21 protein-coding genes are annotated in these 20,117 nt (G+C 72.3%); 19 read left to right on the top strand and 2 right to left on the bottom strand.

Translation table 11 applies throughout. The features are described 5' to 3' along the window. Positions 1-346 precede the first annotated feature (346 nt). From ACZ6ZI_RS36880 to ACZ6ZI_RS36870, 3 genes are all read left to right on the top strand, one after another. A complete protein-coding gene (locus tag ACZ6ZI_RS36880; protein ID WP_469528711.1) occupies positions 347-691 on the top strand; it encodes a type I-C CRISPR-associated protein Cas8c/Csd1 in 345 nt (114 codons plus the stop codon). A 213-nt stretch (positions 692-904) separates the two neighbouring features. Next, positions 905-1,858: a methyltransferase domain-containing protein gene (locus tag ACZ6ZI_RS36875; protein WP_469528708.1), complete on the top strand. Its 954-nt coding sequence runs from the start codon at positions 905-907 to the stop codon at positions 1,856-1,858. Positions 1,859-1,898: 40 nt separating this feature from the next. Beyond that, positions 1,899-2,537, top strand: coding sequence for an HAD family hydrolase (locus ACZ6ZI_RS36870; protein WP_469528706.1), 639 nt, complete (start codon positions 1,899-1,901; stop codon positions 2,535-2,537). Here the strand turns inward: ACZ6ZI_RS36870 and ACZ6ZI_RS36865 are convergent. Next, positions 2,517-3,824: a helix-turn-helix domain-containing protein gene (locus tag ACZ6ZI_RS36865; RefSeq protein WP_469528704.1), complete on the bottom strand. Its 1,308-nt coding sequence runs from the start codon at positions 3,822-3,824 to the stop codon at positions 2,517-2,519. The two genes, ACZ6ZI_RS36870 and ACZ6ZI_RS36865, sit on opposite strands and share 21 nt — an antisense overlap. A 177-nt stretch (positions 3,825-4,001) precedes the next feature. On the opposite strand from ACZ6ZI_RS36865, the gene ACZ6ZI_RS36860 reads away from it, so the two are divergent. From ACZ6ZI_RS36860 to ACZ6ZI_RS36825, 8 genes are all read left to right on the top strand, one after another. Continuing rightward, positions 4,002-4,760, top strand: coding sequence for a 6-carboxytetrahydropterin synthase (locus tag ACZ6ZI_RS36860; protein ID WP_469528702.1), 759 nt, complete (start codon positions 4,002-4,004; stop codon positions 4,758-4,760). Continuing rightward, complete coding sequence (locus ACZ6ZI_RS36855; RefSeq protein WP_469528700.1) at positions 4,757-5,317, top strand: phosphoribosyltransferase; 561 nt, start codon at positions 4,757-4,759, stop codon at positions 5,315-5,317. Before ACZ6ZI_RS36860 ends, ACZ6ZI_RS36855 begins: the two co-directional genes overlap by 4 nt. Beyond that, on the top strand, positions 5,314-6,426 hold the full coding sequence (locus ACZ6ZI_RS36850) for a glycosyltransferase family 4 protein (protein WP_469528697.1): 1,113 nt from the start codon (positions 5,314-5,316) through the stop codon (positions 6,424-6,426). Before ACZ6ZI_RS36855 ends, ACZ6ZI_RS36850 begins: the two co-directional genes overlap by 4 nt. Positions 6,427-6,507: 81 nt before the next feature. Further along, positions 6,508-7,134 (top strand): GTP cyclohydrolase I, encoded by a 627-nt coding sequence (gene folE, locus ACZ6ZI_RS36845; protein ID WP_469528695.1) that lies wholly within the window; start codon positions 6,508-6,510, stop codon positions 7,132-7,134. Positions 7,135-7,139: 5 nt separating this feature from the next. Then, positions 7,140-7,799 carry a nucleoside/nucleotide kinase family protein gene (locus tag ACZ6ZI_RS36840; protein WP_469528692.1) on the top strand — a complete coding sequence of 220 codons (660 nt, stop codon included), beginning with the start codon at positions 7,140-7,142 and terminating at the stop codon, positions 7,797-7,799. After that, the gene (locus ACZ6ZI_RS36835; RefSeq protein ID WP_469528688.1) at positions 7,796-8,848 is read left to right on the top strand and encodes a radical SAM protein; all 1,053 of its coding nucleotides are present in this window, start codon (positions 7,796-7,798) and stop codon (positions 8,846-8,848) included. The genes ACZ6ZI_RS36840 and ACZ6ZI_RS36835 overlap by 4 nt, the downstream gene beginning before the upstream one ends. Beyond that, a complete protein-coding gene (locus tag ACZ6ZI_RS36830; protein WP_469528686.1) occupies positions 8,841-9,932 on the top strand; it encodes a DegT/DnrJ/EryC1/StrS family aminotransferase in 1,092 nt (363 codons plus the stop codon). Before ACZ6ZI_RS36835 ends, ACZ6ZI_RS36830 begins: the two co-directional genes overlap by 8 nt. Further along, on the top strand, positions 9,920-10,588 hold the full coding sequence (locus tag ACZ6ZI_RS36825; protein WP_469528684.1) for a 3'-5' exonuclease: 669 nt from the start codon (positions 9,920-9,922) through the stop codon (positions 10,586-10,588). The genes ACZ6ZI_RS36830 and ACZ6ZI_RS36825 overlap by 13 nt, the downstream gene beginning before the upstream one ends. 10 nt (positions 10,589-10,598) lie before the next feature. On the opposite strand, the gene ACZ6ZI_RS36820 is transcribed toward ACZ6ZI_RS36825, so the two are convergent. Beyond that, positions 10,599-11,090 carry an NUDIX domain-containing protein gene (locus ACZ6ZI_RS36820; RefSeq protein ID WP_469528682.1) on the bottom strand — a complete coding sequence of 164 codons (492 nt, stop codon included), beginning with the start codon at positions 11,088-11,090 and terminating at the stop codon, positions 10,599-10,601. Positions 11,091-11,236: 146 nt separating this feature from the next. Here ACZ6ZI_RS36820 and ACZ6ZI_RS36815 point away from each other — a divergent pair, with 146 nt between their 5' ends. From ACZ6ZI_RS36815 to ACZ6ZI_RS36780, 8 genes are all read left to right on the top strand, one after another. Further along, positions 11,237-12,220 (top strand): hypothetical protein, encoded by a 984-nt coding sequence (locus ACZ6ZI_RS36815; RefSeq protein ID WP_469528680.1) that lies wholly within the window; start codon positions 11,237-11,239, stop codon positions 12,218-12,220. Beyond that, on the top strand, positions 12,217-13,836 hold the full coding sequence (locus tag ACZ6ZI_RS36810; RefSeq protein WP_469528678.1) for a PEP/pyruvate-binding domain-containing protein: 1,620 nt from the start codon (positions 12,217-12,219) through the stop codon (positions 13,834-13,836). The genes ACZ6ZI_RS36815 and ACZ6ZI_RS36810 overlap by 4 nt, the downstream gene beginning before the upstream one ends. Further along, a complete protein-coding gene (locus tag ACZ6ZI_RS36805; RefSeq protein WP_469528675.1) occupies positions 13,833-14,474 on the top strand; it encodes an HAD family hydrolase in 642 nt (213 codons plus the stop codon). The genes ACZ6ZI_RS36810 and ACZ6ZI_RS36805 overlap by 4 nt, the downstream gene beginning before the upstream one ends. Continuing rightward, positions 14,458-15,093, top strand: a complete 636-nt coding sequence (locus ACZ6ZI_RS36800) for a PIG-L deacetylase family protein (RefSeq protein ID WP_469528673.1) — start codon at positions 14,458-14,460, stop codon at positions 15,091-15,093. Before ACZ6ZI_RS36805 ends, ACZ6ZI_RS36800 begins: the two co-directional genes overlap by 17 nt. Positions 15,094-15,242: 149 nt before the next feature. Next, positions 15,243-16,058, top strand: a complete 816-nt coding sequence (locus tag ACZ6ZI_RS36795) for a 7-carboxy-7-deazaguanine synthase QueE (protein WP_469528671.1) — start codon at positions 15,243-15,245, stop codon at positions 16,056-16,058. Between the two features lie 270 nt (positions 16,059-16,328). Next, positions 16,329-17,315 carry a S66 peptidase family protein gene (locus tag ACZ6ZI_RS36790; RefSeq protein WP_469528668.1) on the top strand — a complete coding sequence of 329 codons (987 nt, stop codon included), beginning with the start codon at positions 16,329-16,331 and terminating at the stop codon, positions 17,313-17,315. 174 nt (positions 17,316-17,489) lie between these two features. After that, a complete protein-coding gene (locus tag ACZ6ZI_RS36785) occupies positions 17,490-18,104 on the top strand; it encodes an NUDIX domain-containing protein (RefSeq protein WP_469528667.1) in 615 nt (204 codons plus the stop codon). Further along, complete coding sequence (locus tag ACZ6ZI_RS36780; protein WP_469528663.1) at positions 18,101-20,092, top strand: ABC transporter ATP-binding protein; 1,992 nt, start codon at positions 18,101-18,103, stop codon at positions 20,090-20,092. Before ACZ6ZI_RS36785 ends, ACZ6ZI_RS36780 begins: the two co-directional genes overlap by 4 nt. Positions 20,093-20,117: the final 25 nt, after the last annotated feature.

The raw sequence follows: 20,117 nt of genomic DNA, 5'->3' as shown, positions 1-20,117 counted from the left end.
GGTGTTTCTCTCCCGGCCTCGTTCCAGCCCCAGTAGGCGACGACCGGGCAAGGCTATCGGAGTTGCGAAGGGCTCCGGACGGTACCGCCGGAGCCCTTCGCTGTGCCGGCATCAGCCGCCTCTGCCGAACAGCCCACGTGAGGCACGCCGGGCTTTCGACACCGAGGAACCGGTCCGGACATGTCGGTGTGCGCGGTACAGTCCGGCATGTGGCACACCGCGCGGCTTCGGCGCGGTCGAGAGCACGGCCCGGCTGCCGTGGTGAGGATCGTAACTGCGAGAGCGGCATCCCGGTGCCCCGCGACGGAGCGGGCATCGGCCCGTATCGACGTGATCAGGAGATCCCGTGCCACTGAGCGACTCCCGCGACACTCCGGGATACATCTGCGGACGCATCGTCGCCACCTACGAGCTCATCGCCGAACAGGTCGGCAAGGAGCTGTCCCTGACCGACCTCAACCTGGCGGCCAGCCATCCGGTGTACGTCCTCCCGCGTCTGCGGACCGGGCTGGTCTCCAAGGCACTGGCCGGCATGCGCAAGAATGCCCCGCGGAGGGTTGACCACATCGAGGCGCACCTCTCGGACCTGGTAGCGAAGCTCGATGCGTTCCCGGAACACCTCGACTCGGCTCAGCGGGCCCAGTATGTCCTCGGACAAGCACACCAGCGAGTGGCCGGGCTGCCCTTGTGACCGAGGTCGTCAGCTTCGTGATGGAGCCTTGCCGGGACGGGCCGGGGTGTCGGTGGCGCTCTACTGCGGGATCGACGCGGACGTGATGCGGCAGTGGAGCGGGTGGGAATGCCCGCTCCACTGTTCGTCGGCCCTGTTCTCGTAAAGCTGAGAGGTCGCGGCCTCGAGGTCCTGCGACTGGCCCCTGCTCGGGCTCCTGCGGCGCGGCTTCGGATGCGTCCCGGCCAGCTCCTCGTGGACGCCGGATGCGGTGGCGGCGGCATCGGCCTGTGGCTGGCCCGCGCCCTCGCCGTCCGTCTGGACAGCTTTGACCTCTCACCCGCCGCCGCCCAGGCCAGCGCCCGGCGTGCCCACTTCCTCGGCCCGGCCGCCAGCCGCGCCGTCTTCCGCGTCGCGGTGTTGGAGAACACCGGCCTCCTCGACGGCTGCGCCCACGGCATCGTGTGCGTGGACGCCTTCCTGCACGGTCCCACGCACGGCCGTCGCGACCTCTGGGTCGACCACCTGCCCGCGCTCGCTGCGGATCTCGACGACGCCGTGTGGTGGGCCCGCCCGTACGACGCGACCGCTCCGTTCCTGGAGCTGACGGTCCGCGTCGGCGTCCCGGCCGAGAGCGGGGTCGTAGCGGGCCTCATGGGGGCCTGGGCCGGTGCGCTGCGCGACGTCGTGCTTGTGCCCTACCGGCCGCACTCCGGCCGGTGGGGCGAGGTGCCGCTGCTAGAGGCCGCGGAGGCGGTGATTGAGGCGGACACCGCCGTCGTCGCCGACCAGGCTGCCGCCCGGCCCGGCGCCGATGCCGACCCGCGTGTGAATGTGGTGGCCGGGCTCCTCGCCATCACGGAGGGGTTCCTCGGCAGCCGGCAGCCGGTCACGCCTGGTGGATCGCCCAGCCGCACGACACCGCGGGCGGCACGACACCGACCGCGTCCTCGACGGGCTCCTCCACGAGCACTGCCTGCGGACGCTCGAACCGGGCCCCGGCTTCGAGTCGATGGCCCGCTGTCTGGCCCGCGCGCAGGCCCTGACAGCTCGGGCTGCGAACCAGAGCACCGCCCCGGCGCCGCCGACCAAGCCGAACGTCTCCGCTCCGACTTCGACGAGGAACGCGGCGAAGCCGCCTCCTCCGGCGTGCCTCGATCGCCCGCCGAACACCGAGCCAGAAGGTGAGCTTGTTCCCGAAACCTGCTGGGCGGCCTAGTCTTCCGGGATGACGACATCTCCGGTGACCCCGTTCAGCGCGGTGGTATTCGACTTCTTCGGTGTCTTGACTTTCAACATGGTCGAGGTGATCCAGGCATTCGAAGACCGGGAGAAGATCGTCCGCGGTACGTTCCTTCGAGGGTGGGCCTCCCCCGAGGGGCAGGAGCTGTTCCGCCGGCTGGAGCTCGGCCAGATCAGCCAGGAGGAGTGGAACTCCGGCTTCGGAGCCTTGATCGGCGTCGAGCCCGCCGACTTGATGGCGCGCTACCTCCACGACGCGTTCCCCGCCTACCCGGTGCTCAACGTCGCCCGTCAGGCGCGTGCAGCCGGTATCAAGACGGCGGTGCTGTCGAACTCACTTGGCCGCCAGCCGTTCGACCCGTACGCCGGGTTCGACCTCAACGGTGCGTTCGATGCGGTGGTGCTCTCCGCGGACGTCGGTGTCCGCAAGCCGGATCCGGCGATCTTCCGGATCGTCGTGGACCGGCTCGGCGTGAGTGCGCAGGAGTGCCTGTTCGTCGACGACAGCGAGACGAACCTGGAGGGCGCTGCCGCACTCGGCTTCACACCGCTGCTGGGGCTGGACGAGGACGTGGTGGCCAGGCGCCTGCGCGAGCTGCTGCGCCTACCCGGCGGCGGCCTGTAGGAAGTCCGCGACGGGCCGGTAGGCGGCATGCGGCGCGAGTTTGGCCCGCAGCCCCTTCAGCTGGGACGAGGAACGGGCGGAGTCGACGGAGCCGAGGCAGGCGGCCGCCTGCCAGGCGGTGGCGACGGCCGCATCGAGGTCGGCAAGAGCGAGGTGGGCCTCGGCCGCGCGGGCCAGGTAGATGGCGTGGCTGCGCGGGAACTCCTCGTCGACGCTGGGGTGTGCCCGCATGCCGGCCTCGAAGCGGCGCAGGGCCTCGGCCGGGTCACCGAGGTCGAGCGCGGACGAGCCGGCGATCATCTCCACCTCCGAAGTGGTCACCCAGTACAGGAATTCGGGTTCGTCGCCTTGTGGGTCTTTGTCCAGCATGGCGTGTGCCAGGTGGAGCTGGCGGCCGGTCGCTGCCTTGGCCCCGGTCTTCGACAGCGCGCGGGCGGTGCGGGCGGCGAGCATGGCCTGCATGCGGGGGGTGCTGTGCCGCCCCAACTGTGAGCGGGCGGTCTCCAGGAGAGCCACTGCGCGGTTGGCCTGGCCGGTGGAGTAGAGCTGGACGGCCGCGAAGGAGATCGTGTAGGCGCCGCCGGTGGTGTCTCCTGCTTCCGCGGAGGCGCGCAGGGACGCGTCGAAGTACCCCTGGGCTTCGCCGGGGCGGTGGCCTTGGTCGAAGGTGCACCAGGCGACCTGGCGTGCTGCTTCGCCGGCGAGACGGAGCAGGCGGTTTGCGGCGGTTCCCTGGTAGCGGCCGGCCTTGAGGAGGGTCACGGTGAGCGACAGCTCCCCGAGGGCCTGCTCGCGGACCTCCTTGCTGCCGAGCTCGTCGTCCATCCGGCGCAGGAGTTCGAGTCGGCCGGCCACGTTGGCCAGCAGGGCCGTGCCCCCGGCACTGTTCTCGCCCTCGACGCCGACGCTGGGGCGGGTGAGAAGGGCGTTGGCCCAACTGCTTGCTGACACCGACAGCGCGGCTCCGACTTTGACGAAACCCCGGCGGTCCACTCGTCCTCTCCTCCCGTCCATGAGGTCGGTGAGGACCGCCAGCGTCGCTCCGTCCCGACCCCACGGAACGGCGACCGGGGCGCTGGCGCCGTTGGCCAGTTCCCTTGCGAACCGGCCGTCCGTTCGCAGCGCCCGATCGTAGGCCGCGGCCACGTCGATGGTCACCGATCTGTTCCCGTTCTCCACGTTGCGCAGGTACGCCGGGGTGAACCGCGTCGCCTGGGCGAACTGCTCCCAGGACATCCCGGATTCCCGGCGTGCCTGGCGCAGATCGTTCCGCAGTTGCTCGGACATCGCGACGCTCCTCGGGATTTGGGATCGCTCATGGATCGGCGTCCGCCATTGTTCCCGGGGCTCTGGCGGTGTGTGCTCGGTTCAGCACAGATCGCCACTTCCCCTCCCTTGTCAGAGCCGGGCCCCGGTAGCGCGGTCCGTCGCCCTGCCCTACCCCCAGATCCCCAGAGGTGCACGATGAACTCCCCCTTCGGAGCCGGCCCGGCGGCTGGCTCCCTGCTGCCCGGGCGGCTCCCGGACCTTCCGGTGGGCGGCATCTACGCCATCGGCAAGCGGGCGGCCTGCGACATCGCCCGCACGGTCGACGGCACGGACAGCAGCGACCTGATCACCGTCGAGGTCGTCCTGACGGTCCGTGAACTGACCAAGCCCGGCTTCGTCGTCGACTTCGGTGACCTGGCCGGCCTCCAGCAGCACATCGACGCGGTCCTGGACCACCACGACCTGAACACGGTCCTGGCCGATCCCACCGACGCCGGCATCGCCGCCCACATCCGGACGTGGGCGCAGCAGAACATGCCTCACGACGTACGCCGCCTGCTCGCCGACGTCCGGGTCTATACCGGCCGCCTTACCGCCCCCGCCGATGACCAGGCCGTCCACTTCCGGGCCCGGCACTGGCTGGGTGACCTGCCCGACGGCCACAAGTGCGGGCGCCACCACGGCCACGCCTACCTGCTGACCCTCCCGGACCCGGACCGCAGGGACACACTCCTCCCGGTGCCCGAGAAGCTGCGCGAGTTCGTGCTCTCGCGCTTCCACGGGCAGGCCCTCAACACGGTGCTTGACCTCAACCCGACCAGTGAGCACCTGGCGGCGGTGCTGACCGCGTGGCTCGCCGAGCACAAGCTGACGGCCCCGAGCGGGCGCCCTCTGACGGTGCGCCTGTCCGAGACGGCGGGCACCTGGGCGCAGTTCACGCTGGAGTCCGCGTGAGCACCCGGCCCACCGCGGCCGCCTGCGCGAACGAAGGCGGAGCGCAGGCCGGCCGGATCAGGCACCTGGACTGGACCGACGTACAGGGGCAAGCCGCCCGGATCGCGGATGCTGCCCGCGCCGCCGGGGCGCCGCAGACCGTGGTCGCCGTCGTCCGCGGCGGCATGGCCCCGGCCCTGCTCCTCGCCCACCAGCTTGGTGTGCGTGACGTGCGGGTGCTGGAGGTGACCCACACCATCGACGACAGCACCCATGCGGCCAAGACGTGCGAACCCGTTGTCCGCAACCCCGCCTCGCTGGGCGCAATCGACGGCTTGGACGTCCTGGTGGTGGACGACGTCGCCGGCACGGGCCACGTGTTGGCCAGCGCGGTGCGGATCGTGGAGCAGGCTGGCGCCGCCCGGGTGCGCAGCGCCGTGCTGGTGGTCAACGAGGCGAACTGGACCGGGAGCAAGCCGCCCGAGGAGACGGTGACCTGGATCGGAGAGAGTGTCCGCGGGTGGGTCGTCTTCCCCTGGGAGGCGTCCGCTGCCGATCGGGCGGAGGGATCGTCATGAGCACGGTCGCGCTGGTGCTGCTGTCCTACCGGCCCGATCAGCCCTCGGGTATCGACCGGTCGATCGGCTCCTTGGCCAAGGGGCTGCGCGAGCTCGGGCACACCCCACTGGTGCTGGCGGCGGGCCCGGCCGGCCGGCTGGATGCCCTGGAGCCGGGCCTGGTCCGGCTGTCCAGCATCCGCCTGCCCCATCCGGCGACGAACGCCGACGTGCTGGCCGCCCTCGGCGACCCCGCGCCGGTGGTGGCGGAGGTCCGCTCCGTCCTGGCCGGGCACGGCGTGGACGCGGTCTGCTGGGCGGACACCCTGTGGGGTCTGGGCTACCTGCACCCTGCCCCGGCCGGGGTCACCACCGCGCTGATGGTCCACAAGATCCGCCCCGGCGTGGAGCAGCGCTGGAAGGACGCCCTCGCGGGCGCCGACATCGTCTGCCCGGCCAGCGACTACCTCGCCGACTGCGGTGCGGCGGCCGGGCTGGACACCAGCCGCTGGCGGCCGGTGTCCAACGCCCTGCACACCCTGATCACACCCCCCACGGCCCAGGAGCGGGCCACGCTGCGCGAAAGCGGTCCGGTGCGGCTCGTTTCGCGCGCGGACTCGGCCAAGGGCCTGGCCGAGCTGCTTAGTGCTCTGCCCCCGGACTGGGAGCGACCCGTGGAGCTGGTCCTGGCTGAGGCCGGGTTCGAGCTCCAGGCAGGCGGGCAGGCCCGGACGCTGGCCGCCTGCCGGGAAGCCGAAGCCCGGCGCCCCGGTCTGGTGAGCATCCTGCCGGCGCTCGGCTGGGCTGAGGTCCCGGCGTTCTTCGCCGGTGGCGCCGCAACCGTCATCGCCACCCAGGTGCCGGAGACGTTCTGCTTCACCGCCGCCGAGGCACTCTCGGTGGGAACCCCCGTGGTCGGCGTCGACCTGGGCAACGTGCCGCTGCTGGCCGGCGAGGCCGGACGCTACGCACCGCTGGAAGCCGGACCGGGGGCCCTGTGGTCGGCCGTGGCCGACCTGCTGGATGACGCCGGGCAGTACGAGCGGGCCAGCGCGGCCGCGCCCGGACGGGTTGCCCGCTTCACGCCCGAGCGGTCCGCCCGCCAGCTCCTGGACGCCCTCGGGCTCTGAGCCCCGCCGCGTACCGCGCTTCGTCGCACGGGCGACCCGTGCGTCCCCGTCACCCTTCCCACGGACAAGTGGAGGACCTTCGTGAACACCGCCCTGACCATCCCCGCTGCCGCGCCCACCCACCCCGCCGCCGCCGGCGCCCCGATCGACGGCGTCGCCGTCGAGCACCTGGTCCGCGACCTGCTCGTCGCGCTCGGCCAGGACCCCGCCCGGCCCGGCCTCGCCGACACCCCGGCCCGCGTCGCCCGGTTCCTCGCCGAGTTCCTCTCCTACGAGGCGGGCACCACCGACACCACCTTCGACTACCACGCCGAGGGCGAGGGGTGCGTCGCTGTCGGAGGCATCCGCACGGCTTCCCTGTGCGAGCACCATTTGCTGCCGTTCACCGTTGAGGCCGTCGTGGCCTATGCCCCGGCCGACCGGGTGCTGGGCCTGTCGAAGCTGGTGCGGATCGCCCACCGGCACGCCCACAAGCTCCAGTTGCAGGAGCGGCTCGGCGCTGAGATCGCCGAGGACGTCGCCCGTCTGACCGGTAGCAAGCAGGTCGCGGTGTGGATGGTCGGCGACCACTCGTGCATGGTGGCGCGCGGGGTGCGCGCCCACGGTGCACGCACCGCCACCGAGTACCTCACGGGGTCGCTGGCCGACGATGTGGCCGCGGTGGAGCGGCTGCGCCGCGTCGCCCAGCTGGCCGGCGGTGTGCGATGAGTGCCGTGGTCACCCTCGAAGGCGTCAACGGGGTCGGCAAGAGCCACCTGGGCGCTCTGGCCTCGGCCGCCCTGGGCCCGGTGTGCCTGCCCCTGGTAGAACTGCCCGACTCCGCGCCGGCCGGCCTGCCCGGCCAGGTCATCGCCGCGCTGCACAGCGGGGGCGACCGGTTCCTGCGCACCGGCCACCCGGGCACCGAGACGCTGCTGCTGGCTGCGCTCCAGGTCCACCGTCACGAGGCCCTCGCCCCCGCCGGCCCCGGCCAGGTGCTGCTGGAGGACCGCGGCCCGGCGTCGGTGGCCGTCTACCAGGCCGCTGTTCTCGCCGAGACAGCCGGCGCCACCGACGCCTGGGCGCTTGAGCGGGCGATGGCCATCGAGCAGATGATCCGGATGTGGCGGCCCGCTCCCGCGGCCACCGTGCTGATCACCGACGACCCCGACGCGTGCCGGGCCCGGTTCGAACGGCGCATCGGCCAGGCGGCAAGCCCCGACGAGTGGGCCCTGATGTCCCGTGCCAGGCGGCTCTACCACCTGCTGGCCGCCGTGTCGGACACCTATGTGGTGCTGGACCGGCGGGTCCTCGACGAGGAGAGCGCGGTCGCTCTCATCACCGGGCTGTGCCGCGACGCGGCAGCCACGGCGCCGGACGGGGTGGCAGCGTGAAGGCGGGAAAGACCATCAGCCTGCTGTGGGGCCTGCGCTCGTTCTGCGCGTCCCACGGCTGCCTCTACTGCTACTTCGGGACCACCGCCGAGCACAGGGTGCAGATGCCGACCCAGCTCGGAGTGCTCTCCCATCTCTCGCCGAACGACCTGACCACCGACCAGGTCCTGGCCTTCGCGGCCACGCTGGCCGACTCGCCCGTCGGGCGGGTGTTCCTGGCCGGTGGGGAGCCGTTGCTGTGGAGGCCGATCATCAAACTGATCGAGATCGTCAAGGCGGGCGGAGCGGAGGTGGTGGTGTGTACCAGCGGCGTCGCTCTGAACCGGGCGGACCTGCGCGATCCGCTCATCGAGCTCGGAGTCGACGCGGTGTCGGTGTCGCTCGACTCCGCCGACCCGGTCCACAACGACCGGTGGAGGCCGCCGCGCCGCGACGGCGACGGCTGGGAGGCCGTCGTCTCGGGGATCAGCGCACTGCTTCAGGCCCGCGGCTCGGCGCCCCGGCCCAAGGTCGGCATCTACAGCGTCATCACCCGCCAGAACCTGCCCGACATCCTCGCCGTGCCCGAACTCGCGGCGATGCTGGGCTGCGACTACGCCGTCCCGCAGCCGATCGCCCTCGACCCCGGCCACAAGCTGGCCCGGACGCTGTCCCTCACCCCCGAGCAGGTGCCCGAGCTGCGGCGCCACTTCGACGAGCTGTACGCAGCGGACCTGCCGTTGGTGCTGCCCGAGCGCGCCTACGCCGGTCAGGTCGCCTCCGCCGTCACCAGGCCCACCCAGCTGGTCCCCGGCTGCTTCGGCGGCGACACCCTCTACTTCATCCAGCCGGACGGCACGGTCTGGGACTGCCCCTCCGGTCTGAAGATCGCCGCCACGCCGCCACAGCGCCGCCGCACCATCAAGGACACCGCCGCCCGGGAGCTGTTCCCGGCCCCGAGCGGCTGCGGCGCCGACTGCTCCCTGTTCTCCGCGGACTGCGTCAACATGTGGCCGCTCACCGGCTTTTCCGTGCTCGCACCGACCCGACCGGAGGCTGACCGTGCCTGAGACCACCGCGTACGAGGCGATGGCGGCGGCCCTCGCCCGCATGCCCGCCCCGGCCGGCTACCAGGAGGCCCGGGCACTGGAGGGCGAGCTCGCGGCCGCGTTCGCCAGCCGCCGTGCCGTCGCGGTCTCCTCCGGCACCGCGGCGATCACCACCGCGCTGGCCGCCTGCGGCATCGGACCCGGCGACGAGGTTCTGGTGCCGGCCGTCACCGTCGTCATGACCATCGCCGCCGTCGTCGCCGCCGGGGCACGCCCGGTGTTCGTCGACGCCGCCGCCGAAGGCCGGGGCCTGGACCTGGCTGACCTCACCGCGAGGAGCGGCCCGGCCACCAAGGCCGTCATCGCCGTCCACCTGGCCGGGCGCACCGACAACATCCACGACCTGGCCGCCTACGCCCGCACCACCGGCCTGCGACTGATCGAGGACGCCTGCCAGGCCCAGGGCACCACCACCCGGGGACGGGCGGCCGGCACCGTCGGCGACATCGGCTGCTTCTCCCTCAAGGACGGCAAGATCATCTCGTGCGGGGAGGGCGGATACCTGCTCACCGACGACGATGTGCTGGCCGACCGGGCCGCCGCCTACCGCACCCACTGGCAGAGCCCCGCTCCCGGGGCACCGGCCGGCAGCCGCCTCGGCGTCAACCACCGCCTCGCCGAGCCGCTCGCCGCCCTCGCCCGCCGCAACCTCCAGCGCTTCCCCGACGCGCTGGCGCAGCGCCGCCAGCAGGCAGCCGACCTTCACCGCACGGTCGGCGCCGCCGCGGGCCTTGAGCCCATCGCCCCGGCCGACGGCGAGATCCCCAACGGCTACAGCGCCCTGTGGCGCCTGACGCTGCCCGAGCCGCGCGCCTTCGCCACCCACCTCGCCGGCCTCGGCGTACCCAACAGCGTCGGCACCCACCGCCTCACCGCAGCCCACCTGCACCCGGCCTGTTCCGGCTACGCCACCGGCGATCTTCCCCACGCCCGCGCTACGGTGGACACCCTGCTGGCCGTCCCGTTCACCGAGCACGACACCGAACAGGCCATCGAGCAGTGGGCGCTGACAATCCGGCAGGAGGCCGCCGCGTGGAAGAGCTGATGCGCGACGCTCGCTTCACCACCACGACCTTCGTGGTGATCGACTTCGAGGCGCTCACCCCCGTCGGGCGGCCCGCCGAGCCGATCGAGGTCGCCGCCCTCGCGCTGCGCGCCGACGGCGGCCGGCTGGTTGAGGCAGGCCGGTTCGAGTCGCTGATCCGCCCGCCCGCCGACGTCCCCGTCACCACGATGGACACCACCCAGACCGGCCTCACCGCCGCCCTCCTCGCCACCGCTCCCTCGGCCGCGGAGGTGATGGCCCGCCTGGACGCCCGCCTGAGCGCGCCGCCGTACCGGCTGGTGGCCCACCACGCGCACACCGAAGCGGGCCTGATCGCCCACCAGGGGCAGCACTGCCCTGTCCTGGCCGCAACACCGCTGCTCGACACGATCGGCCTGGCCAAGGCCGTCCTGCCGCATCTGGGCTCCTACCGGCTGGACAACCTGCTCGCCCACTACCGCATCCCCAGGCCCGCGGACCGGCACCGGGCGATGCCGGACGTCCAGGTCACCGCCCGCATCCTTCAGCTTCTGCTGGGTGAAGGGTGCGCGATGGGCCGGTGGCGCACCCTGCTGGAACTGGACATGGCCGCAGGTCTCCAGCCCAAGCGCCTGGCCCCGGCCGTCCCGGACGCGGAGCAGAGCGCCTTGTTCTGACCGCCCGGTCTCACGCCGCCAGGCGCAGCGACCCATCAGCGATCATCGCGAAGAGCTGCTTCACCTGGAGGCGCGAGTCCTCGGACAGGCCCTCGACCTCAGCCGCCTCCCGCTCGGTGAACCACCGCACCTCGTGCACCCCACCGGGTACTGCGCCGTCGGCCACCCGGGCGACGTAGACGTGATCGATGTGCCGGTGCGGCTCGCGGGTGTGGTTGTCGGCGCAGGCGTCCATCTCCACCACCCACCACGGTGCGACCGGCGCACCGTGCGGGAAGCCGGAGGGCAGCGGAAGCGACGGACCGGGCAGCAGCTCGGCCCGCAGCCCCGTCTCCTCCTCGATCTCACGCAACGCGGCCTCGGCCGCCCCCTCGTCCACCTCGACGTGCCCGCCGGCCGGAAGCCACAGCTCCAGCCGCGGGTGCCACACCAGCGCCGTCCTGCACTGCCCGTCCCCGCCGACGCGGAAGACGAACGCACTCGCCGTCGATTCCTTGATCACTTCGCTGCTCCTCGGCACTCGGCCACCTACGGCGCCGCACCGGCCCCCGGGCGGCAGGGGCCGAGCCTTTCACACCACGCACCACCCATATGACCAAACGTCACCGATCCGGCCACCGCGCCGCCGGACCCGCCAAGGGAGACACCGTGGAGCCCGTCTGGAACGGCCAGCTCACCTGCGACTACGAGCACACCAGGCCCGGCAGCACCCCGCTAGAGCTCGACCTGTACACCCTGTCCCTCACACGGTGGCCACGCGTGTTCATGGACGACCACCGCCCGTACGGGCGGCTGCGGCGGCCCGGGATCGTCGACATCCCGGAATCCGATCACCTCGACCTCACCGGGCGCTGGCACCAGCTCCTCGCCGATCCCGCCTACGCAACGAAGATGACCGCCGCCGCCGCACAGCGCCACCGCCTCGCCGACGCCACCCTGCTCGCGCTGGAGCACCAGCTCAAGGCCGGTGCGGCGGCCGGGCCGCAACTCGCTGCGGCAACCGAGGCGTTCCTCGGGGTGATGAGCGCTCACATCGTGAACTGGCTCCTGCCCGATGACGATTGGCAGCGCCTGCTCGCCGGCCTGCTCGGCGATGACGCCGACGGGCGGGCCTGCCGCCTCGCCCTGAACACCCCCGACGACACCGGTCACCTGCTGGACGCCCACCTGGTGCTTCTGGATGGCGCCGCCGCGCTCGCCGAAGGCAGCACCCTGGCTGCCGCGGCCGACGACCTCGCCGCGCGGGCCGGAACCCTGTACGGAGACGGCTCCCCGGCCGCCGCCGCGATGCCCCTCGAAGACCACGCCCGCGCCGCCCACTTGCTCACCGCTACCGCCGCCACCGACACCACCGGCCAGCGCCATCTCATCGACGCCTCGCGCAGCCGAGCCGTCCACCTGCGCGATGCCTGGGTGCTCGCCGCCCACCTCACCGCCGCGGGCGACCCGGACGCCACCGCGCGCTTGGAGGCGATGACCATCGTCTGCCGCTGGGCGGCCGGCAGCGAGGAGACCCGCAAGGTCCAACGGCACCGCTACCTCGCCGCCGTCCGCCGCTGGTGCGAACGCCACGGCGCCGACCCCGCCACCGTCACCACCGCCGACCTGCTGGCCCCGGGAGCCGACCGATGACCACACCCCTGCCCACGCTCGGCGAGGACCTCGACACCGCCACCGCCGGAGCCAAGGCCACCGCCCTCGCCCGCCTGGCCGCCGCCGCCCTGCCCATCCCCGCGGGCGTCGTCATCCCCGCAGGCCACCCGGACGAACAGCTCACCGCCGCCGTCGAGGAGATCCTCGCCCGCATCCCGGCACCGTACGGGCTGATCGCCCGCTCCTCCGCGACCGCCGAGGACGGACCGGGCGCCTCCTTCGCCGGCCTGTTCACCTCCCGCATCGCCCCGGCCGAGCCCGCCGCGCTGCTGGACGCCGTCCGTGCCGTCCGCGCCTCCGCCCACCACCCGACCGTCACCGCGTACGGGCAGGCCATGGGTGTCACCGGCGCGGTGCGCATGGCCGTCCTCGTCCAGGCCGTCTTGCGCCCGGCCTGCTCCGGCGTCCTGGCCGCCGAAGTCACCGCCGCCCAGTGCACCCGCTGGCGGATCGAGGCAGTGCGCGGCCTGGCCGAGCCGCTCGTGGGCGGCCGGGTGACCGGCGAGATCCACACCGGTGGCCCCGGCCCCGGCCCCGGCCCCGGCCCCGGCCCCGGCCCCGAGGACACCGTCCGGCCCGCCTGCCAGGAGACCATCCAACTGCCCGCCACACTCGCCGAGTCCGGGATGCCGCCGGGCGAGTGGGTGGACCTCGGAACGGGCATCCAGAGCCGCGCCAAGATCCAGACATCCGCGGCCGGCGTACTGCACCTGCACACCCCCACCGCCCTGGCCGACCGGCCCGTGCTCACCGCCGAAGCACGCGACCAGCTCCTCGCGGCGGCCGCCCGGGCCGCCGCGGCCCTCGGCCTCCACCGCATCGACGTCGAGTGGGCCATCGACACCGACGCCAGGCTCCACCTCGTGCAGGCACGCCCGCTCACCACCCCGCTCACCGACCACGCCGCCTCCGGGACGACGGCCGGCGACGAACGGGTGCTGAGGGGGATCGCGGCCTCCCCCGGCACCGGTACCGGCCCAGCCGTCCACGCCGTCGGCGACGCCGGCATCACCGGCCAGGTGCTGGTCTGCGACGCACTGGGCCCCGAAGCCGTCCCGGCGCTCCTGACGGGACCCGCCGCCGTCGTGGCCACCACCGGCGGCGAGCTCTCCCACACCGCGATCATCACCCGCGAGCTCGGCATCCCCTGCGTCACCAACGTCACCGACGCACGCCGGGCCATCACTCCCGGCACCCTCGTCGAAGTCGACGCAGACGCCGGCACCGTCCGCCCCGCCCCGGCCGTCCCAGCCCAACGCACCAGCCCCCGGCCGCTCACCGCGACCGCGGTGCTGGTCCGCACCCTTCAACACCCGGTACCCGACGACGGCCGCGCCGCCACCCTTGTCTGGCACGACGAGCACACCCCCACCCCCGACGCGGCCAGGGCCGGCGGCACCGGCCCGCACCCCGTCGGCGTGCTCGTGCCCGGCGACGCCTGCGCACCGGCCCCGATCCCGCCCGGATGCAGCCCGATCCGCCTGCCGGGGCTGGGCACGCTGTGGTGGCCGAAGGACGCCCCTCCCCCGCCCACCGAGATCGCCGTCCTCGGCCCCGACGGACAGATCCTCCACCGCCGGACGCTGACCCTGTGAACCCCGCTGAACTCCTTCGCGGCGCGGCGGCGCTGATAGTGGACTGGGATGGCACCGTCGCCGACAACACCGCCGCCCGCCACACCGCCCTTCAGGGCGCACTGGCGCCGCACGGCGTCAGTGTTCCCGCCGGCCGCTACCGGGAACTGGCCGGCCTGCCCGTACGCGAGCTGATCTCCCAGCTCGCCGCCGACGCCGACCTTCCCTGTCCACCCGTCGATGAGGTGGTCGCGCGCAGCCGGGCGGCCCTGCTCGCCGGACCGCCACCCGACCCGATCCCCTGCACCCTCGCTCTCCTCCACACGGCTCACCGACACGGCGTTCCGTTGGCCGTCGCCTCCAGCGCCGCCGCGGTGCTCGTCCGCCACGGTATCCACCAGCTCGGACTGCAGGACCTGCTGCCGGTTGCCGTCACCCTCGACGACGTGCCCCGCGGCAAGCCCGAGCCGGACGCCTACCTGGAAGCCGCCCGGCGCCTGGGCGTCGACCCCAGCCAGTGCCTTGCCGTCGACGACGCCGCCGACGGCGTCACCGCCGCGCTGGCGGCCGGCATGCGCACCCTCACCATCCTCGACGGCCGACTCGTCCCGGCCCGCACTCCCAACTCCTCTGGAGCCTCCCGTGCCGCGCAATCCTGACGACCACCCGGCCGGGCCGCAGTCCGTACTCGCCGTGTTCGCGCACCCCGACGATGCCGAGCTGTGGGCCGGTGGCACCCTCGCCCTCCACGCCCAGCACGCCCCCGTCCACATCGCCGTCCCCCTCCACGACCCTGTCCGCGACGCCGAGGCCAAGGCCGGAGCGGCCGTGCTGGGAGCCACTCTCCACCAGCTCGCCGAGCTCACCCCCGCCGCGATCCAGGCCCTGCTCATCGAGCTGAAGCCGCACGTGGTCATCACCCACCCCGTCCTCGACGCCCACGCCGACCACCGGCACATCGCCGAAGCCGTCCTCGAAGCCCTGCCCGAGGCGAAGATCGCGACCGGCCGCCCCCGGCGCCTCTACAGCTGCGACACCTACAACTCCCTCACCCTCGCCGGACCGCTCGCCCCCACGGTGATGGTCGACGTCACCGACACCTTTGACACCAAGATGCAGGCCCTGCGCCGCCACACATCCCAGCCGGTCGACGACCACTTCGGCCCGATGGCCGAAGACCTCGCCCGGATCTGGGGCAGGCGCAGCGGCGCCCTGCACGCCGAGGCGTTCACCGCCCTGCCCGTCCTCGGCCGCCTGCCCGGAACCGCCCACCTGTGACCGTCGCACGCGCCCCCGATCCGCCGGTCAACCGCCCGGCCCGCGGAGCGGGGAACATCCGCACACACAGGCGCCACGGGCACCGTCCAGGCCCCGGGCGCGCCGGCAACCGCCCTGCCCCCGCCCACTCCCAGAAGGAATCCACTTCCGTGTCCACATGGCCCGCCGCGAGCCAGCTCCCCACCCTCACCCGCCAGAACGAGACGCGCCCGAAGATGAGGATCAGCCAGGTATTCGGACCCACCGTCCAGGGGGAGGGCAGTGCCGCCGGGAGGCACTGCCTGTTCGTGCGGCTCTGGGACTGCAACCTGGAGTGCACCTGGTGCGACACCGCCTACACCTGGGCAGTGACGGCCGCCAAGGCGGCCAAGACCCGCAGCGGACAGCAGTACGAACGCAGCGAGCCCGCGTACGGCGAGAAGGAGATGGGGCCCGCCGAGGTCCTCAGCCGTCTGCAGGCACTCTGGGACGTCGAGAGGCGGCCGACCATCATCGTGATCTCCGGTGGCGAGCCGATGATGCAGCAGCGGGCACTCGTGCCCCTACTGGAGCAGCTGCGCAGCTGGGGCAACGAGATCCACATCGAAACGGCCGGCACCATCGCGCCCCTCGCAGAGTTCGACACACACGTCACGCAGTACAACGTGTCGCCCAAACTGGCCAACAGCGGCAACCCGCTGGGGAAGCGGCACAAGCCGAAGGCGCTCACCGCGCTACGGAACACGGGCAGGGCCTGGTTCAAGTTCGTCGTCACCCAGGACTCCACAACGGACCTGGCCGAGGTCGACCAGATCGTCGAGGCCGTGGCTTTGCCCTCGCAGCGGGTCATGGTGATGCCGGAAGGCTCGGACGCCCGGTCGAACACCGCGACCGCCCAGAAAGTGGTCGACGCGGCACTGAAGCGCGGCTACGGAGTGTCGTTCCGAACGCACGTCTTCTTGTGGGGCGACGACCCCGACCGGTAGGTGTAGTGCCCGCCGGGTCTCGCTCTGCCTGTCGAACGCAACAGCCGTCGAAGGAGGGCCAAGTGGTCCACGCGGTCGGCTGGGTCCGTCCGCACCGGAGCCGCAGTATCGGCTCCGCACCACCGCAGCCCTGTAACCCTCTGCGAGAACGCGCCGGACCTCGATGCTCGGACCCCGGGCGGATCCGGGACGCGAAGACCGCAAGCGATTTCTGACAGTCGCCCCCACCGACCCGCCGCTTCCAAGCAACCAGCGAACGGAGCACCACTCATGAGGACACCCAGACTCGCGGCACCCGTCTCCAAGGGCCACAAGATCGGCATCGTCACCCTCTCGGCCCCCGAACCCGCTTGCCTCCCCGACGTGTTCGCCCGCGGAGTGCGAACGCTCACCAGCATGGGCTTCGACGTTGCGGTCGGCCCCCATGCCGCCGGCCGGTCGGGATACCGCGCCGGGACCAGCGAGGAGATCCTCGACGACTTCCACGAGATGATCGCCGACCCGTCGATCACCGCCGTGGTCTGCGCGGGCGGCGGACGGAACTCCAACCGACTGCTGCCCCATCTCGATCTCCCCCTGATCGCCGCCCACCCGAAGCTGATCGTCGGTGTGAGCGACCCCAGCCTCATCCTGAACGCGATCACCTCGCGCACCGGGCTTGTCACTCTCCACGGGCCCTCGGTGATGTGGGACTTCGCCGACCCGGACGTGCCGGCCCAGACGCTCGCTCACTTCACTGCGATGCTCGCCGGCGACACCACCGCCGCCCTGTTCGAGGCACCCGTGGCCTGGACCCGTGGCGGCGTCGCCGAAGGCCCACTGATCGCGGGCTGCCTGTCCTCGCTTCGGTGCCTGCTCGGGACCCCGTGGGAGCCGCGGTGGGACGGCGCGATCCTGGCCATCGAAGACGCGTTCAAGCCCACAGACCTCCTCGACCAGGCCCTTACCCACCTGCGTGACTGCGGAGTCCTCGACCGCATCGCCGGCCTGATCGTCGGAGAGAACATGGCGTGCGAGCCGAGCGCGGGGATCACCGTCACCGACATGGTCGACGAGCTGTGCCAGGGCTACGAATGGCCCCTGGCCCACGGCCTCCCGTACGGACACACCTCTCTCAAGGTCACCCTCCCCGTCGGCGCGTGCATCCGCATGGATTCGGGTGCCGAGCATCCGCTCGCCATCACCTCCCCGTGGACCGCCACCCGGCACTCACCCGATCGAACATCCGTTGCGCAAGACCCTGATCGGGTGCCGTGAGCTCGACTCCACCCCAACGTGTGAGTTCAACCGCGCTCACCCCCGCAGGAGACGCCCCGCAGCCATCTTCGGACATTTCTTCGAAAACTTCGCCCTGTCGAATCCGTTACGGCACCCGGGCGGATGAGGTTGTTCGACCATCGCTCGACTCCACACCGAATCCAGGGAGGCCCAGTGCCGACGCCACACCACGCCCCCGCGGCGGCCGCCCGAATCGAACAGGCCGGGCCGGGATACCGGCCTCTGACGAAGGTCGCGCTGCTCGCACTGCGCCAGGACGGCAAGGTCGCCCTGGTCCGCAGGGCCCACCAACCCGACAAAGGCCAGCTGGCCCTCGTCAGTGGCCGGCTGGAGCCGGCGGAGTGGATCGATGAAGCGGCCTGCCGCGGAGCCTCCCAGACGCTGGGCATCCGGGTGGAGGCGCGCGACATCGAGCTCAGCGGCCTCCTGCACTACCGCAGCGAGCAGGGCGCAGGCCGGCTGTGCGTCGTCTTCGCCACCCAGCGCTGGTCCGGCGAGCCCCGCAACATCGCACCCCGGCAGTACAGCGAGGTGGTATGGGCGGACCCGGGCGGACCTCCGGCCGACTGCCGGGCGCTGACCCACGCCGTCCTCAACCAGTACGTCAGCGGGAGCCTTTACGCCGCCGTCGCCATGCCCATCGGCACCGAGGACGTGCCACCCGGAGAGGGGGCCACCCAAGATCCGGCGTCCGTCGACACAGGCACGGCGCCGCCCCACGGCGTCAGCAGCACCGCAGCACAGCCGAACACGAGGGGGACGAAGTGATCAGGAAGACCCGCGGGTATGCCGGCAAGCCGCCCGTGTCCGAGTCGGAGAGGCTGCTGTTCGGCGGTGAACTGGCCTACGACGTCGGGTGGGATCGCCATGAGGGGCTCTGGCTGAAGCTCGGGCTACGGACCATGGCCAAGGCGTTACCCGGCATGATCGCTACCGGGCTGCGGCTCGCCCGCCTCGCGGACGCCCGCGCGCTGCGGATCATGCTCGGAGCCGAACTCGGGCGCGGCATCACCCAGGCGGTCGGCCTGGTCGCCGTCAACAGCGTGCTGGGCCACCTCCTCTCGGGCGGGGTGACCAACGAGCGCCTGGCCCGAGCCCTGCCGGCACTCGCCGTGGTCGCGGTGATCGCGCTGCTGGGCTCGCTCCTGCGGTCCGCGTCCACGGCCGCCACAGGTGAGCTGGAACCGAAGGTCCAGCGCGTTGCCACCGAGCAGTACCTCGGCCTCGTCCACAAGGTCGAGCTCTCCGCGGTCGAGGACGACGAGTTCCACCGTCTCCTGGACGCCGCCCGCTACGGCGCCGACTCCGCCCGCCGCATGATCCGCTACTGCACCAACACCCTCAACTCGCTGATCTCCCTCATCGCCGCGGGCGGAGTCCTGACCGTCCTGGACATCGGGCTCCTGCCGCTCCTGGCCTTGATGACGGTGCCGTCCGCCTGGCGGTCGCTGACGATCTCCAAGCAGCGCTACGTTTCCTTCCACACCTTCGTCCAGCACGCCCGCGCCGGACTCCTCCTGGGTCAGCTCCTCACCCAGCGCGAGGCAGCCGCCGAGGTCCGCGTCCACGAGGTCGGCGGCTTTCTATTGACCCACTTCCGGGAGATGGCCGAGACCAGCGAGCGCGAGCAGACCCGGCTGGCCCGCAACGCCGCCCGGATCGGGCTGATCGCCGACGGGGCCTCCGGCATCGCGACGCTCCTGACCTATGGGGCCCTGGGACTGTTCCTGTGGAGCGGTCGGATGGACCTCGCGGTCGCCGGGACCGCGGTCCTGGCTATCCGGACCGGATCCTCGAGCCTGGACGGCCTCGTCGTACAGATGGCCGACCTGCACCAGGAGTCACTGTTCGTCGCCGACTTCGAGCGCCTGTGCGTGGAGGCCCGGGCACGGGCGGTCCCGGAGGGCGGCGAGGACCTGCCGGCCGAGGTACGGGAAGTCCGCTTCGAGAAGGTCTCGTTCACCTACCCGGGCAGCGACAGCGCGACGCCGGAGCCCACGCTGCGGGAGGTGTCGCTGTCCTTCCCCATGGGCAAGGTCATCGCCCTGGTCGGGGCGAACGGCTCCGGCAAGTCCACGCTGGTCAAGCTCCTCGCGGGCCTGTATCTGCCCGACGCGGGCGGCGGCACGGTCTGGTGGGACGGCGTGGACGCGGCGAAGGCCGACCGGCAGCAGATCTTCGCCCGCATCGCCCTGATGTCCCAGTCCTTCTTCCGGTGGCCGTTCACCGTACGCGTCAACATCGGCATCGGCAGGCCCACCACTCCCATCCTCGATGACGCCGTCAACGAAGCCGCCGCCTTCTCGGGTGCCGACCGGTTCATCTCCCGCCTCCCGCGCGGGAACGGAACGCTCCTCGGCCGCCAGTTCAAAGGCGGCCAGGAAGCCTCCGGTGGGGAGTGGCAGATGATCGGAATCAGCCGCGCCTGGTACAAACGCGCCAAGATCCTGGTAGTCGACGAGCCGACGAGCGCCCTCGACGCGGTCGCCGAACAGAAGGTCTTCGACCAGATCCGCGCCCTGGCCGAGGCCGGGCAGACCGTGGTGCTGATCACCCACCGGCTGCACTCCGTACGTCACGCTGACGTCATCCACGTCATGAAGGACGGCCAGGTCGCCGAGTCGGGCACCTTCGACGAGCTGATGGGAAGCAGCGGCACCGGCGAGTTCCGGGACGCCTACCAGCTACAGGCAGCCGCGTTCAACGAGGCCGTCCCCCGCCCGCGTCCGGCCGACGCGGCACAGGAGCCCGCATGACGACCACGAGCCACGCGGTGACCGA

The organism is Streptomyces sp. NPDC103540 (assembly GCF_055584445.1).
The sequence above is the reverse complement of the archived record's forward strand: the minus strand, read 5'-3'. Positions and strand labels throughout refer to the sequence as shown.